General features: G+C 69.9%; 11 protein-coding genes. 3 read left to right on the forward strand and 8 right to left on the reverse strand.

Annotated elements, in window-relative coordinates:
• Positions 1-80 precede the first annotated feature (80 nt).
• The 3 genes from CH42_RS07785 to CH42_RS07795 all read right to left on the reverse strand — a co-directional run bounded on the left by CH42_RS07785 (position 81) and on the right by CH42_RS07795 (position 3,373).
• Complete coding sequence (locus tag CH42_RS07785) at positions 81-497, reverse strand: hypothetical protein (RefSeq protein ID WP_053352658.1); 417 nt, start codon at positions 495-497, stop codon at positions 81-83.
• A 129-nt stretch (positions 498-626) separates the two neighbouring features.
• Positions 627-2,045: an FHA domain-containing protein gene (locus CH42_RS07790; protein WP_162231075.1), complete on the reverse strand. Its 1,419-nt coding sequence runs from the start codon at positions 2,043-2,045 to the stop codon at positions 627-629.
• Positions 2,042-3,373, reverse strand: a complete 1,332-nt coding sequence (locus tag CH42_RS07795; RefSeq protein ID WP_053352660.1) for a hypothetical protein — start codon at positions 3,371-3,373, stop codon at positions 2,042-2,044. Before CH42_RS07795 ends, CH42_RS07790 begins: the two co-directional genes overlap by 4 nt.
• Positions 3,374-3,491: 118 nt before the next feature.
• On the opposite strand from CH42_RS07795, the gene eccD reads away from it, so the two are divergent.
• From eccD to CH42_RS07810, 3 genes are all read left to right on the forward strand, one after another.
• Positions 3,492-4,829 carry a type VII secretion integral membrane protein EccD gene (eccD, locus tag CH42_RS07800; protein ID WP_053352661.1) on the forward strand — a complete coding sequence of 446 codons (1,338 nt, stop codon included), beginning with the start codon at positions 3,492-3,494 and terminating at the stop codon, positions 4,827-4,829.
• A 3-nt stretch (positions 4,830-4,832) separates the two neighbouring features.
• A complete protein-coding gene (gene eccB, locus CH42_RS07805) occupies positions 4,833-6,182 on the forward strand; it encodes a type VII secretion protein EccB (protein WP_053352662.1) in 1,350 nt (449 codons plus the stop codon).
• A 74-nt stretch (positions 6,183-6,256) separates the two neighbouring features.
• Entirely contained in the window at positions 6,257-7,453 is a 1,197-nt protein-coding gene (locus CH42_RS07810) for a S8 family serine peptidase (RefSeq protein WP_162231076.1), read from the forward strand.
• A 132-nt stretch (positions 7,454-7,585) separates the two neighbouring features.
• Here the strand turns inward: CH42_RS07810 and CH42_RS07815 are convergent, their stop codons facing one another.
• Genes CH42_RS07815 through CH42_RS07835 form a run of 5 tightly spaced genes read right to left on the reverse strand, consistent with a single transcriptional unit; the run spans position 7,586 to position 14,001 of the window.
• Positions 7,586-8,323, reverse strand: a complete 738-nt coding sequence (locus CH42_RS07815) for a hypothetical protein (protein WP_156322509.1) — start codon at positions 8,321-8,323, stop codon at positions 7,586-7,588.
• Positions 8,320-9,141, reverse strand: a complete 822-nt coding sequence (locus CH42_RS07820; protein ID WP_239683990.1) for a PP2C family protein-serine/threonine phosphatase — start codon at positions 9,139-9,141, stop codon at positions 8,320-8,322. The genes CH42_RS07815 and CH42_RS07820 overlap by 4 nt, the downstream gene beginning before the upstream one ends.
• Complete coding sequence (locus tag CH42_RS07825; protein ID WP_075205301.1) at positions 9,138-11,648, reverse strand: transglutaminase domain-containing protein; 2,511 nt, start codon at positions 11,646-11,648, stop codon at positions 9,138-9,140. Before CH42_RS07825 ends, CH42_RS07820 begins: the two co-directional genes overlap by 4 nt.
• Positions 11,645-13,012 carry a DUF58 domain-containing protein gene (locus CH42_RS07830; protein ID WP_053352665.1) on the reverse strand — a complete coding sequence of 456 codons (1,368 nt, stop codon included), beginning with the start codon at positions 13,010-13,012 and terminating at the stop codon, positions 11,645-11,647. The genes CH42_RS07825 and CH42_RS07830 overlap by 4 nt, the downstream gene beginning before the upstream one ends.
• Positions 13,009-14,001 (reverse strand): AAA family ATPase, encoded by a 993-nt coding sequence (locus tag CH42_RS07835; protein ID WP_053352666.1) that lies wholly within the window; start codon positions 13,999-14,001, stop codon positions 13,009-13,011. The genes CH42_RS07830 and CH42_RS07835 overlap by 4 nt, the downstream gene beginning before the upstream one ends.
• Between the last annotated feature and the right edge of the window lie 39 nt (positions 14,002-14,040).

Consider the following 14,040-nt stretch of genomic DNA (forward strand, 5'->3'; position numbering starts at 1 on the left):
GGCAAATAGTTACACCAACCAGTTTTTCAGGTGAACAACGATGAGACATTCGCAGTGTGCCTCATTCAATATCGTCCGCTTCACTCACTCTCACCAGGCTTTATGTGTTCGCGAAAGAGGTCTTGCAGGTTCGCTGAGCAGTCAACGTAGCGCTGATCGCCCTGTCGTTTGAGCACGATCTGGTCATTGATCTTGATCTGGCAGATGATCTGCTGCGGCCCAATATTGCTCTGCGCGATGCTCGCTTCAAATTGGATTTCACTATTCTGACCAGTGAATTCAAAGTCGAAGGTATCCGTCGCGTTGACCTGAGCCGTTGAAGCCTTCACGTCACCTTGTTCGAAGGGCTCGGTAAAGTTCACCGAGAACGCGCCTTCCGCTCTCGCGGTGAGCTCGACCTGCAATTTCTCGGGTCCATCGACCGCTGCATTGCGAATACTCCAGACGCCCAGACTCACCGCCGCAACCGAGAGCACGACGACGATCAGGGCACCCATCACGACAGATCGCGTCCGGGGCCTGCGCCGCGCGCTCTTCGCCACTGAGGAGGGGTGAGACACGCATTACCACCGTTCTGAGCGCACTGATCGAGCCTGCTCGCGATCTATTTCCGAGCCCTCGAGTGGTTACAACTCCCCGGTGATCGTCGCCACGGTAAAGCTTCGCTCCCCGATGCGCACGCTCGCACCGTCGTCGAGTCGCGTGCGGGCACCAGAGGCCAGCGGGCTCGATGCCCCGGTGTCGTCGATCATCTGCGACCCGTTCGTCGAACCGAGATCGGTGACCCACACGCTGTCGCCCCGGTATTCGAGTCGCAGATGGGTCTTCGAGACGGAACCCGCGGGGTCATCGACGGCCACAAGCTGATCTTCCGCCGACGCTGCGTCGGGTCGACGCCCCAGGTTCGCCTCGGCGGGGATGCGCAGCTGGGCACGCTGCCCGGTGTCGAATGTGAGGAGCAGCAGCGCTCCGATCTCGCGCGGCGGAGGTGCGGCGGCGATCGGAGCGTCGACGGAGACGACGCCGGGAGGCAGTGCGGGTGCGGCCGCCTGCGCTGCCGAGGCGGCGACTGGTGCTGCGGCCACGCGCGGCGCCGTGGTGGGCTGGTGCACGACCTGCGGCACTCCCCCAACTCCCCGAACAGCTCCTGCAGGCGCGACCGATGCACTCGCGATGTGTGGCGGTGCGGGCGTGGTCGACAGCGCACCCGGCACCGGCGCAGCCGCACCTGTGTTCGCGGACACCGCTTCGACCGGCGCCTGCTGCGCCCATGCTGCCGCACTGTTCGACCAGGCCTGGCGCTCGGCGGGTGTGGGCACTTTCACGACGAGCGTGCGACCGGCGCGATCCGCCCAGCTGCGCCCCATGCGCGCGGGATCAGCAGCACTGGTGGCGACCACACCCCATCCCCCGATGAGCGCGATCAGGCTGCCCGCACCCTGCACGAGTCCGCGAACGAAGCCGCGACCAACGCCTGGGGAGAATGGCGCATCGTCACGCGCGGTGCGCTGACGCAGGAGCAGGTTGCCGATGGTCGCACCGGTACGCGCTTCGATGACGAGCAGAATCACTGCGAGTTCGATGACGACGATGACCCCGATGAGCACGCTGCGCGTCGCGATCCCGACGCCGGCCGCGATGGCCAGACACACGAAGGTGTCGATCGAGTAGGCCGCGAGACGCGCACCCACTCCGGAGGGCCGCGCCCAGGCGCGCGAGCGCGCGAGGGCGCCGGCGAGGCGAGCATCGGCGGCGGTGCGAGCCGGTGGGCGCGTCGGCTTCGGTGGCCGCACTGGTTGACCCGTGGGCTGCGGTCGCTGCCGCGCACGCTGACCTACCGGAGCGGCAGCTCCCTGGGGTACCGGGGCTCCCGGTCGCATACGCACCGCCGGCGCACTGCCGAGCGGCGGCTGCGTCGACTGGGGAGCCGGTTGCGCCTGGTGCGGCGGCTTCGGCACGCCTCGTGCGTACTGCGGTGCGACTGGGGTGGGTGGCGATCCGGCACCGCGCGCTCGGCGCGCACGCCCGCGTGCGTCTTCGCTCATGCGGCAAGCACCCCCTGCAGTAGATTCAGCGTTCCGGCCGCGAGCACTCCTGCGGGCAGCACGAGGGCGACGGCGATGCTGTCCACGATATCGCCCGTGCGCGACCATCCGAGTGACCGGTCCCCGCGGGCGAGGGGCAGGATCGCGGCGGCCGCGACCAACCCCGCCAGCAGCGCGCCGCCGGCGATCAGCAGGCTGACCGAGAGCGTGAGGTGCGGCGCACTGAGCAGTACAAGTATGACGAGTCCGGCGATCACCGCGACCCGAGGCGGAGTGCGCAGGCTCCGCGCCGCCGTGCGTCGCGAGGTGAGCAGCAGCCCCAGCACCGTCCAGGCGACGAACGCCGAGCCGGCGATGATCTGCACGAGATCACCGCTCGTCAGTGGCACGATGGCGGCAGGAATACCGAGGGCGGCGACCACCGAGAGCATCAGCACGGTGGCGTCGAGCCGCGCCTCGGCGAGCGCCACGACTCCGGTGACGCGATCCCGATCGACACTCTCGATGAACTCGGGCACGCGCCCCCGCACCGTCCATCGCAGCGACATGAATCGGTCGTAGTCGATGTGGTGGCCGGGGTCGACGCCGACGAGCAGACTCGGCGCGGCGCGCACACCGACCGTCGCCAGTGCGGCGCACATGATCAACAGTTGCGCCGGCGACCAGCCCAGCGCCGGGCTCACGAGCGCCAGCACCGCGACCGTCGCACTGATCACGACGAGCGGGGTCGCAGCAGCCTGCAAGCGCGGCGACACCGCTATGAACCCCAGCAGCGCCGCCAGCACCGAAATCGCCGCCGCGGCCACAGCGACCGCCAGGCCCGGTGACGCCCCGACCGCCGGCAGCACGGCCGATGCGGCGGCGGCACCGCCGAGCCCGACGGCCGCAGCGACGAGACTTCCTCGTGCGCGGCGCCGGCTTGCCGCAGCCACAGCGGACGCCACCGCGGCGAGCGCGAGCACAGCGACGGTCACCCAGCGCCACTCGGGCACGACGGCTGCCAGCACCGCGGCCGTCGCACCGAATCCGAGGAGCGCCCAGGGCGCCGCGCTCGCGCGTCGGAGCGCATCCGCTTCGGCGCGGTCAGTCGTCGACACGTGCAACGGGCCTGCCACGGCGTACAGCCCGCCCTCGCGCAGCTCGGCAGCGGACGTCGCCGCATCGACGGCTGCGCCGTCGGGTCCGAGCACACGGTCTGTCGCAGAGAGATGCACACCCACTGCGGCGAGCGCGCCGGCGAGTGCCTCGTTCTGAGGCACGACAAGGTCGTGCCGGTTCCCCGCCGCTTCGAGCGCGATCCGGCGCAGGCGCGGCGCAGGCTGACTCACGCCACACAGTGTAGCGTCGCGCTCGCACCCCAGGCGGGGGCGGACGCGGCGGCGCGATCCGCACTAGGATGCTGCTGGTACCTGGGGAACATCCGTTGATCGCACGGGGAGGCAGTGCGTGAGTGCAGAAACGACCGACGCGAGCGTCGTCGTACGCGTGTCGGTGGTGCACGGCGAGCGTCGTGTCGACCTGGTCATTCCGGGTCGCCTGCCGCTGCTCGAAGTGCTTCCGGGCATCGCGCGCGGGCTCGGTGTGCTCGATGCCACGCTGCTGCACGGCGGCTACCGGTTGACGCGCGCAGATGGCGCCGAGCTCGACCCGACGCGCGGGGCCGTGGCCCAAGGCATCGACCAGGGTGAGATTCTGACGCTGACGCGCGGCCAGCTCATCGCCGTTCCCCGACGCTACGACGATGTGGTCGAGGCCGTCATCGATGCGACGTCGGCGCACCACACCGCGTGGCGCCCAGAAGATGCCGCGCGCACGGCCACTGCCGTGAGCCTCACGCTCGTCGCACTGAGCGCGATCCTGCTCGCACTGCAGCCGGCGTCGTCGTACCTTCCCGCCGTCATCGCGGGGGTCGGCACACTAGTGCTGCTCGCCCTGACGGCGACGCTCTGCCGCATCGCCCAGCACGAGGCAGGTCTCGGGTTCGGCCTCGCAGCCGCAACGTTCGGCGGACTCACCGGCTACCTCATTGCGCATCAGCACCCCCTCTGGGGCTTCGCCCTCGCGGCCGCGGGGCTCGGGTTGATCGTCGCCGGCGGCGCAGCCCTGCTCGTCGCCACCCGACCAGCTGAGCTCCTGCTGCTCCCGGTCGCGCTCGGCACGGCGATCGCGCTGCCGGCCGCGGTGGTCGGCGTCACCGGAGTCGACCCCGCAGGGCCCTACGCGGTCATGATCGCGTGTGCGGGCCTGCTCGCCGGCGCGCTCCCCTGGCTCACGCTCAGCAGCACCCGCATCCGGGTCATCTCGCCGATGACCGAGGCCGAGATGTTCGATCCGCCTCCACCCGTCGACCCCGAGCGCGTCGCCGCACGCATTGATTCCGGCCACCGGCTGCTGGTTGCCCTGCGCATCGCGTTCGCTCTCGCCGTGCTCGTGGCGACTCCCGTGGTCGCCGCCACGAGCTGGATCGGCACGGCGCTCGCGCTGATCTGCGGAGCCGTGCTCATGTTCCAGTCACGGCAATCAGCCCGACGCGCCTCGGTGATCGTTCTGCTCGCGAGCGGCACCGCAATTCTCGCGGTCGCCGGGCTCGTCGCGATCCTGACGCATCGCGACCATGCGCCGCTGCTGCTCGCCGCACTCCTGATCGCCACCGGCCTGGTGTCGGGTCTGACCCTGCTCAGCGCCCGCGCGCGCATGCGTGTGGCGACACTCGGAGACACGATCGAGGTCATTCTGCTGGCGCTGCTGCTGCCGCTCGGGGCCATCACAGCGGGGCTCGCGTAGGCCGTGGCGAGCAAGAAGGATCTGCTCGAAGCGCAGAATTTTAGCAAGGCGCGATTGCTCTCCGCGTTCGTCGGCGGCGCCCCCGGAGGCAAAGAACTCGAGCCCGCGAAGCCCCTGCGCGCGGTGTTCGCCGGCATCGCCCTCACTGCAATGGTGGTGCTCGCCGGAGTGTTCATCGGACTGATCCAGCCCAAACTGCCGGGCGGGTGGGAGAACAACCGCCTCATCGTCGCCAGCGATACCGGTGCCCGGTACATCAGCGTCGACGGCACCCTGCACCCGGTGATCAACACGGTGAGCGCCCGCATGGCCATCCCTGCCGGAGAGTTCAAGGTGGTGACGGTCAAGCAGGGCGCACTCGAAGGGATTCCGATCGGCGGAACCCTCGGCATCCTCGGCGCACCAGACACGCTGCCCGAGGCGGAGCACCTCGACGGCAGCGGCTGGGCCGCCTGCGCGACCCCGGATTCGACTCGGGTGCAGCTCGGCGGGGATCGGCCCGATGCCGCCCCCACCGACTCGGGCATCGTGGTCACGAGCGAGGGCGGCACCTACGTCGTCTCGGGCGGCACGAGCTACGCCGTCGCCGAGAGCGATCGCACCGCCGTGCTCCGCGCGATCGGCCTCGACGGTGCTGCGCCCGCAGAGGTCGGGAGCGAATGGCTCGCGCTGTTCACCCAGGGCGCTGACCTGCGACCGATCGGCGCGGTCGATGGCGGCACCGTTCGCGGGGTCGATCTGCCTGCCGGGTCCGTCATTCGACCGACCGGCGGCGGAGACGACGAGCGATACCTGCTTACGGGCGACGGATCCCTCGCGAGACTCAGTGACCTGGCATATCGCCTCTATCTGCTCGGCGGCGGGTCTGGCGCCCTCGGCGACGAGGTCGAAGTCAGCCCCGCGCAGATCGCTGCACTCGCGACCGCAGACCCGGCGGGCCCCGCTGATTGGCCGCAGCGTCCACTCACATCCGCTGCGTCGGCGGCTGGGCCGTGCGCAACGCTCACCGGTGCTCCGAGCGACCAGCAGACGGTGCTCGCGGCTCCGGGGAGTGCGGTGACGTCGGCGCCCGACGAGACCACAGAATCCGACGCAGCCGGCAGCGGCACCGTGCGAGTGAGTGTCGCCGCCGACGGCGGGGCGTTGGTGCGTGGAGGATCAGCCGGCCCCCTCACCCTCATCGATGCGAGCGGCACCGCCTACGCCGTGCCCGGCGATGTGGCGACGGGCGTCACCCGACTCGGCTACGCCGACACCGATGTCGCCGTCGTGCCGGCCACGTGGGTTCAACTGCTCGCTGCCGGCCCCGCGCTCACCGCAGAAGCAGCATCTGCGAGCCCCGAGGCCTCATGACGCGGCGGTTCGGGCGCACGGCATCACTCGTGCTCGCGGCGACCTGCGCAGCTGGTGCCTTGTCGGCAGTGCCCATGTCCGTTGCGGCACCCGCGGCGTTCGCGGAGACCTCGCAGGCCGCCGAGGGCGATGGGTGCCCGGTCGGGGTGCTCAATCGGATCGCCGGCCCTCCCCCGGCGTTCACCGAGATTGGGTGGTCTCCCAGCACGCTCATCGACGCACCAACGGGTGCCGGTGTCACCGTCGCGGTCATCGATTCGGGCATCGACGTGACCAGACCCCAACTCGCCGATGCATTCGCCCCCGGCAGCGCTTCGCTCATCGCGGATGGTGAGCGCTCTGACGGGCTCGGTGATCCGCAGGGCCACGGCACCGCGCTCGCCGGCATCATCGCCGCCCGCCCGTCCGACGCCTCCGGGGTCGTCGGCATCGCGCCCGGGGCGAAGCTGATCTCGCTGCGCGTGTTCCGCGATGACGATCAGGCCAGTCAAGATCAGGGGTTCGACGCGACACCTGAGCGCGTCGCCCAGGCCATCCGCGCTGCCACCGACCTCGGTGCCCAAATCATCTCGGTGTCGCTCAGCGACGATGTCGACGAATCCGCGGTGCGCGAAGCGACGACATATGCGTCGGATCGCGGGTCGCTCGTCGTTGGCAGCGCCGGAAACCGAGGCACTACGCCGAACACCGAAGATTCACCGCGCTACCCGGGGGCATACCCGGAAGCGATCGCGGTGACCGCGGTGAACGCGGCCGGGTTGCCGACGAGCGACTCCATTCACGGCGATCACGTCGACGTCGCGGCGCCCGGCCAGAACGTGCTCACGCTCGCGACCGGCGGCGGCGACTGCATCTACGGCGAAGCACCGCAATCGAGCTACTCCACCGCCTACGTCGCGGGCGCCGCCGCACTGCTCGCCGAGCGCTACCCCGATGAGGGGCCCGCGGGGTGGAAGTACCGGCTCGAAGCGACCGCTGCCCGATCGAACCCGGATGCGCGAGACGACCAGGTCGGGTGGGGCGTGATTCGCCCTGCTGCCGCGCTCGACCTGCGTCCCAGCGCGACCACGCGCGGACCGGTGAGCCCATTTGCCGACACGAGCGATGCCGCGTTCTCGTCGTCGCCCACGCGCGTCACCACGCATCCGGCGGAGGCGGGCAACGAAGCGTTCGTCACAGCGATTGCCGTGGTCGCCGGCGGCCTCGTCGCGCTGTTCGGGCTCGGTGCGCTGCTGCGACGACGCCGGCAATCGGAGACTGCGGGCGACTGAAGCTCGGGCAGGCTCTCTGCGGTCTCGCCGGCTCATCGCTCAACCGGTCGCTGATTCAGCCGAACGCGAGTCAGCGGGCCCGACTCAGCCGGTGGTCGACTCGCTCGGCCGCTCACTCAGCCGGCCCCCGACTCAGCCGAACGCGAGTATCGCGACGATCCACAAGCCGCCGACTGCGACGACGAGGCTCGCGCCGAAGCCGATCACGGTTCCCGTACCGAAGCGGCGGTTCGCCCGTTCGGTGGATCGCAGGCCGTGGCGTTGGGCTTCCGGGGGTGCAGCGCGCGATTCCGGCGGCGCACCGATGCGCGCGTCGGTCGCGGACGTCGCGACGTTGCGCCTGCCGGCGCGGCTCGAGGTGATGACGGGGAGCGCCGGCGACACACCACGGCGAGGCAACGCATGCGACGGTGCTTCGGTCGGGGCATCGGGGATGCGGTACTTCGCGTCGAGCGGAGACTTGAACATGCGCGCGGCGATTTCGGGCGGCAATTCGGCCGGCGCCGGATCAGCGACCGGCGGTGCCGGGTTGAACGATGCGCCACGCGGTCGTTCAGGAAGCACCGCGGCAGTGGGGTCGAGTGGGCGAGGCGTGACGACGGTGTGATCGAGTGGCACCGGCGTCTCTGGGGTGTTGGGGCGAGGCGTCACCACGGTACGGTCGAGCGGGGTGGAGGCCTCACTCGGTTTCGGCGTCACGATCGTCTCGTCGAGCGGCGCAGATGGACGGCGCGGGCCGGCTGGGCGCCGGGGCGTCACCACCGTGGCCTCCGTGTCATCGGTGCTCGGCACGATCACAGTGCGGTCTGGTTCTTCGGGTGACGGCGTTGGCTCGGAGTCAGGCTCAGACGCGTCGCGCTCCCCCGTCATCGAGCTCGCCTCGGCAGGGTCGCGGTGAGCGTGAGGTCATGGTCGGCGGTAGCGCTCTCGGTGCCCGTCGAGCCGACGTGCCAGGCCGATCCGCCCGCGACCACATCGACGACGATCACGGTGATGTTGTCGCGCCCGCCCGCAGCGTTGGCGCGTCGCACGAGCTCTTCGGCGACCGTCTCAGCTGGCCCGCCCATGGTGAGCGCTGCACGCAATTGCTGATCGTCGACCTCCGTGGTGAGGCCGTCGGAACAGATAAGCAGGCGTGCTCCGTCTTCGACCGGAAGCAGCCAGCTGTCGGCGGTCGTGTCAGCCGAGCCGAGCGCGCGCGTGATGACGTTGCGGCCGGGGAGCGTTGCCGGATCGTTTGCACCGCCCGCGATCATCTCGTCGCGCAGCGAGTGATCGATGGTCACCTGGTGCAGCTCGGCTCCGCGGTGCAGGTAGACGCGGGAGTCACCGATGTTGAGCACTAGCCAGCAGATACGGCCCTCGTGTTCGACGAGCACGGCGCCCGTGAAAGTGCAGCCTGCCCCGCGCGCGCGATCCGCCGCCACCCGGGCTACAGCTTCGCGGGCGGCTTCGAGCGCCACACCGACCTCGCGCACCGTGGACGGGTCGCCGGCGTGGATGTGTTCGGCGAAGGCTTCGATCGCAGACCGGCTGGCCTCGTCACCGGCTTCGTGGCCGCCCATTCCGTCGGCAACGATGAAGCTCGGAAACTCGGCGAGCGCCGCGTCTTCGTTGATCGATCGCAGCATGCCGACGTCGGTGCGCACCGCCGCTGAGACTTCGGGTCGGGTATCGGTGTGCATCATCGTCCTCCTGCGGCGAAGCGTCGAGGAAGACGCAGTCGCTGTCGTATGCGTGTCTTGGGCAGCAGCGAGCGCAGCGAATAGCGCGCGCTAAGTCTGCGCCAGAATCCGAGGCTCGCGCGGCGCGCGGCCAGTTCGTCGTCGACGAGTGCCCAGAGCTGATCGGCGTCGAGGTCGCTGATGCCTTCGCGGGCGTACACCGCACGATCGACTGTCCACGAGATCCATTGGGCCGATGGCACCTGCAGCGCTTCGAGGGTGTCGCGGCGCCCCAGGTTGGCGGGGGCTGTGCGCCCGGTATCGGCGTACCCGTCGATCAGTTCGTCCCAGGCGCCGAGCGCCCGCTCTTCGGCCGTGCCCGCGCGCCGGCGTCGCTGCGCGCGGATGCGCTTGGCGACCGGCAGGAACAGCACCGGCAGGGCGAGCAGCACGAGCGCGAGTATCGAGAGGCCGATCGCTTTCAGAATCGGCCACAGCGCTGCGAACGAATCGCGCTCGGGCGTCTCCGATGGATCGCCCGAGTCTCCGCTCGTGCCCGTCGGTGGGTCGGCCTGGCTGGCGTCTCGTTCCTCGGGCACGGTCGGGAATTCGGGCAGCTGCTCACCGCGTTCGAGCGTGCTCGGAGGCACCTGCAGCTGCGGGCTCGCGTCGATGGGCGCCCAATCGCCGGTGTTGCCGCGCACCTCGACCCAGGCGGCGAGGTTTTCGCCGGTGCAGGTCTCGCTGCAGGCCGGAACGCCGGGAACGCCCGCCTGCTCGTCGCCGAGTCGCACCCCGAGCACCACGCGCGAGTCGAATCCCATCGCGCGGGCGATGAGCGCAGCCGCGGCCGCGAACTGCTCGTCGTCTCCGATGCCCGATACGAGTGCTCGGTCGTCGGCTCCGCTGCCCGCCGCACGCTCCTGCTCGTTGAGCTGGGTGAAGAGCGCCTCGATGCGCGCAACGGAGTGGCCGCCTGCGCTGGCGATAAACTTCGTGCCGTACTCGTCTGCAGCGCGCTCAAGCCAGGCGCGCTCGCCTTCACCGTCGGTGAGCGAGTGACTCAGGTATCCCCGATCACGCAGGCGCTGGATCGCCTCAAGCAGCCCGGCGCTCGTCGACGGCAGATCCTGCCTGTTCAGCCAGAGCGCCAGCTGCGGCATCGTGTCGAGGTCGACGAGCGGCGAATCCTGCACGGGATCGGCGTTGAGCTCCGCGTCTGAGACACGACTCATAGGTGCGGAATACGCATCCCCCGTACGCACACCTCGACCGCTGGGCACCGCGATCGCCGCCCAGCTCGAACGGTTCACGTAGAACGCGTCTCCGAGGGCAGCGGCCCGAGAGCCGTCGAACGTCGGCGGTGCCGCAAGCGGCGGGGCGATCGGCAGCCAGATGCCGGTGTACCCGTCGGCGATTTCGATGGTGACCTCGACTGGATCCTGCACCGCTTCACCGCTCGGAAAGCGCGTGAAACGCCCGTCGGCACCGTCTGCGACGAAGAAGTCGACACCGTCGTAGCCATCGAGCACGGCCATGCGGAGACGGTGCGGGGCCTCACCATCAGATTGCACGGAGAACATCGCCTGGTCGAAGGCATCGTCGCGCTTCGCTGCCCGATATCCGGCGAGGGGGCTCGTCTGCTCGCGCACGACGAGCTGCGGGTCGACACGATCACGGGGCACTTGCCGGTCGCTCGAGACGAGCGGTGCAGCGGCAGCTCCGATTCCGAGCGCAACCACCGCGGTGAGCACCGCGCTCAGACCGCGCACTGCGGCGTTGCGGCGCACGCCGGCGGCCCCCTCGGCTGCCTGTGCCCGACGGCCGAGGCGCAACGCGGCTCGGCGGCCGATGCCCGACGACCAGGCCACCCACGACGCTCCCGCGACGCAGACGATTCCCCAGAGCGCGAGTTCACGAGGCGCGGCGATGCTCAGTGGGCCGATGGCGATCGGGGCGCTGACCGCGGACGCACCGAAGATCACGCCGAACGCGACGGGGAGCAGCGCCGGCACCGCTGCCCAGGGGGCGAGTCGGCCTCCGCGAAGCGCGAGTGCAGCGATGAGCGCCGTTGCGAGCATGGCGACCAGCAGCCAGGGCACCATGATGGCCTGATAGGTGCCGACCGGCAGCGTGAGCGTGAGCAGCTGCTTCCACCCGAGCGAGACGGTCGCGAGCCCGTCGACGAGTCCGTCGACGAGACCCAACGGGCCGTTTCCGAGCGCGCTCGGCACGCCGAGCGGCACGACCGCGATGATAAAGACGATCACGAGCAGTGCGACAGTTGCGACGCCCCAGCGCATGCGTTGGCCGAGCCACACGATGCCGAGCGCGAGCGCCCAGGCGACACCGGCGACCAGCCACAGCCAGGGCGTGCGGTAGATCGGCATCGCCGAGAACGCGCCCGCGGCCACCGCGATCGCGCTGAGCAATGCTGCTCCGACGAGCAGAGACGGGTTGACTCGATTGCGTTGCCGTCGCGCGCGGCGACGAGCTGCGGAGCGTTCGGCTTCCGACTGCGGAACACTCATACGAGCCCCCCGCGCACCATCAACTGCGGCAGGTCGCCGATCGCACCGACAGTGAACATCGTGCACGAATCGACGAGGCGAGCGGCCGGGTCGGCGAGCATCTCGGCGCGCACCACGATGACCCGCACGTCTTCGGTGAACGCGGCGGCGGCACGGCGCAGCCGGGCCGGATCCGGCACCGAACCCGTGACCACGGCCACGATCGACAGGGGGCGCCGCGACTCGGCGAGGTTGCGGGTGAGGCGCTCGATCGGCAGCGCGTCTTCAGCGGCTTCGAGTTCTGCCCAGGCGTCGAGCAACTGCGCGGGAGTCTCTGCGGGCAACTCCTCGAGACCATCGATACTCGGCCGCACGCGACCCGGAGCCCACTGCGAAGCAATGAATCGTTCACGGCCCTCACGCACGGCCTGCAGCCCGAGCGAGGCCGCAATGCTCACGCCGAGTTCGAACTCGTCATCGCTCGCATATTCCGAACGCACGGCGTCGAAGAGGATCGCGGCGCGCGCCGTCTGCGACTCCTCGTACTGACGCACCATGAGCGTGCCGGTCTTCGCCGTCGATTTCCAGTGGACGTGACGCATCGCATCGCCGCGCACGTATTCGCGCACCGCGTGGAACGACAGATCGGAGTCGGTGAGGCGTCGACTCGCAGCGCCTTCGAGATCGCGCACCAGGCCTGCGGACCCGGGAGGCAGCGTCGCCGTCACCGGGTGCACGTGTACCAGGTGCCGGTCGCGCCAGGTGATTTCGCGGCGCACGAGGCCGAGCGGGTCGCGACGCGCGAGCGTGAGCGGACCGACCTCAATGACCCCTCGGGAAACGGCTGGAATGCCGACTGGCACCACCGCGGTGCCGCGGGGGCCGATGAACGGGATCGGGATCTCGCGGAGTGCTTCGCCCACCGGGAGTTCGGCGGTCGCGGGGAGTGCGGGGCGCGCACTTGAGTTCTCGACCTCGACGTGCAGCGCGACTTCGCCGCCCGCCATCACTCGGAGCCGGTCGACGGCGATGCGAATGAGGTAGGTGCGCGATCCGATGAGGAACGGCAGGCCGATGAGTAGCAGCACCGCGAATCCGATGGCGACGAACCAGGCTTCGACCCATCCGAGTGTGGCGCCGAGGATTGCCGATACGATGGCGACGGCGATGACGAAGTAGCCGGTCGGCGTGATGGTTTCGCGGACGCGGCGCCACTGACGACGCAGGCGACGTCGGTTGCGGCGCCACCAGCGTCGCGCAGCACGACGGCGGCGCGTGCTGACGCGCCCCGTGCCCTGTACGGTTTCGCCGAACCGCGTGGTGGTGCTGCCACGCGTTCCCGTCCCGGTATTCGATACCGGGGCGCGCGAGGTATCGAGACTCACGCGGTGCCGTTCTCCTGCGGTGCCGAGATGTCGAGCAGGATCTGGCCGAGGATCTGGGCCGCGGTGACTCCATCGAACTCGGCTTCGGGCTCGAGCACGAGACGGTGGGTGAGCACGGGCATCGCGAGGTCGCGAATGTCGTCGGGAGTTACATAGTGTCGGCCGCTCGCGGCGGCCCATGCCGATGCGAGGCGCACGAGCGCGAGGGCTCCACGCACGCTGGCGCCGAGCCGAACTTCGCTTGCGCGACGAGTCGCCTCGACGAGGCGCACTGCGTAGTCGGCGACCAGGGGGCTGACGTGCACGCGACTGATCAGCTCTTGCGCCTGCGTCACCATGCCGGTGCTGACGACGGGCGACAGTGGCGCGTGCGCCGAGCGGTCGCCCTGCAAGATGCGCGTCATCGCGGCCTGGTCGGGGTAGCCGATGGAAGTCTTCACCATGAAGCGGTCAAGCTGGGCTTCGGGGAGCCGGTAGGTGCCGGCCTGCTCGACGGGGTTCTGCGTTGCAATGACCATGAACGGGCTGCCGACCTCGTGCGAGGTGCCGTCGACCGTCACGCGCCCCTCCTCCATGACTTCGAGGAGCGCCGACTGGGTCTTCGGGCTGGCGCGGTTGATCTCGTCGGCGAGCACGACGTTCGCGAAGATCGGGCCCGGGTGGAACTCGAACGCGCCGACGCGCTGATCGAACACGGTGATGCCGGTAATGTCGCCTGGCAGCAGGTCGGGGGTGAACTGCACGCGCGACGACGACCCCTGAATGACCTGGCCGAGCGCGCGGGCGAGTGCCGTCTTGCCGGTGCCGGGCACGTCTTCGAGCAGCACGTGACCACCGGCGAGAGCGCACGCGATCACCAGTTCGACGACGCGACGCTTGCCGTGGATCGCCTGTTCCACGGCGTCTGCCGTCGTGGAGAACAGCTGAGCCACCCACTGCGCCTGATCGGGGCTGATGGCGTGCGGTGCGGTCTGCGGCTGGGAGGTCATGCGGCTCCTTGTGCGGTGGTGGTCATCGTCGGTGTGCTG

It is taken from the genome of Leucobacter musarum subsp. musarum, assembly GCF_001273845.1.
In the GTDB taxonomy this organism is placed as follows: domain Bacteria; phylum Actinomycetota; class Actinomycetes; order Actinomycetales; family Microbacteriaceae; genus Leucobacter; species Leucobacter musarum.

Coding starts and splice junctions, on each gene's coding strand:
- CH42_RS07785 (WP_053352658.1), bottom strand. CDS start 497: ATGGGTGCCCTGATCGTCGTCGTGCTCTCGGTTGCGGCGGTGAGTCTG.
- CH42_RS07790 (WP_162231075.1), bottom strand. CDS start 2,045: ATGAGCGAAGACGCACGCGGGCGTGCGCGCCGAGCGCGCGGTGCCGGA.
- CH42_RS07810 (WP_162231076.1), top strand. CDS start 6,257: ATGTCCGTTGCGGCACCCGCGGCGTTCGCGGAGACCTCGCAGGCCGCC.
- CH42_RS07815 (WP_156322509.1), bottom strand. CDS start 8,323: ATGACGGGGGAGCGCGACGCGTCTGAGCCTGACTCCGAGCCAACGCCG.
- CH42_RS07820 (WP_239683990.1), bottom strand. CDS start 9,141: ATGATGCACACCGATACCCGACCCGAAGTCTCAGCGGCGGTGCGCACC.
- CH42_RS07825 (WP_075205301.1), bottom strand. CDS start 11,648: ATGAGTGTTCCGCAGTCGGAAGCCGAACGCTCCGCAGCTCGTCGCCGC.
- CH42_RS07835 (WP_053352666.1), bottom strand. CDS start 14,001: ATGACCTCCCAGCCGCAGACCGCACCGCACGCCATCAGCCCCGATCAG.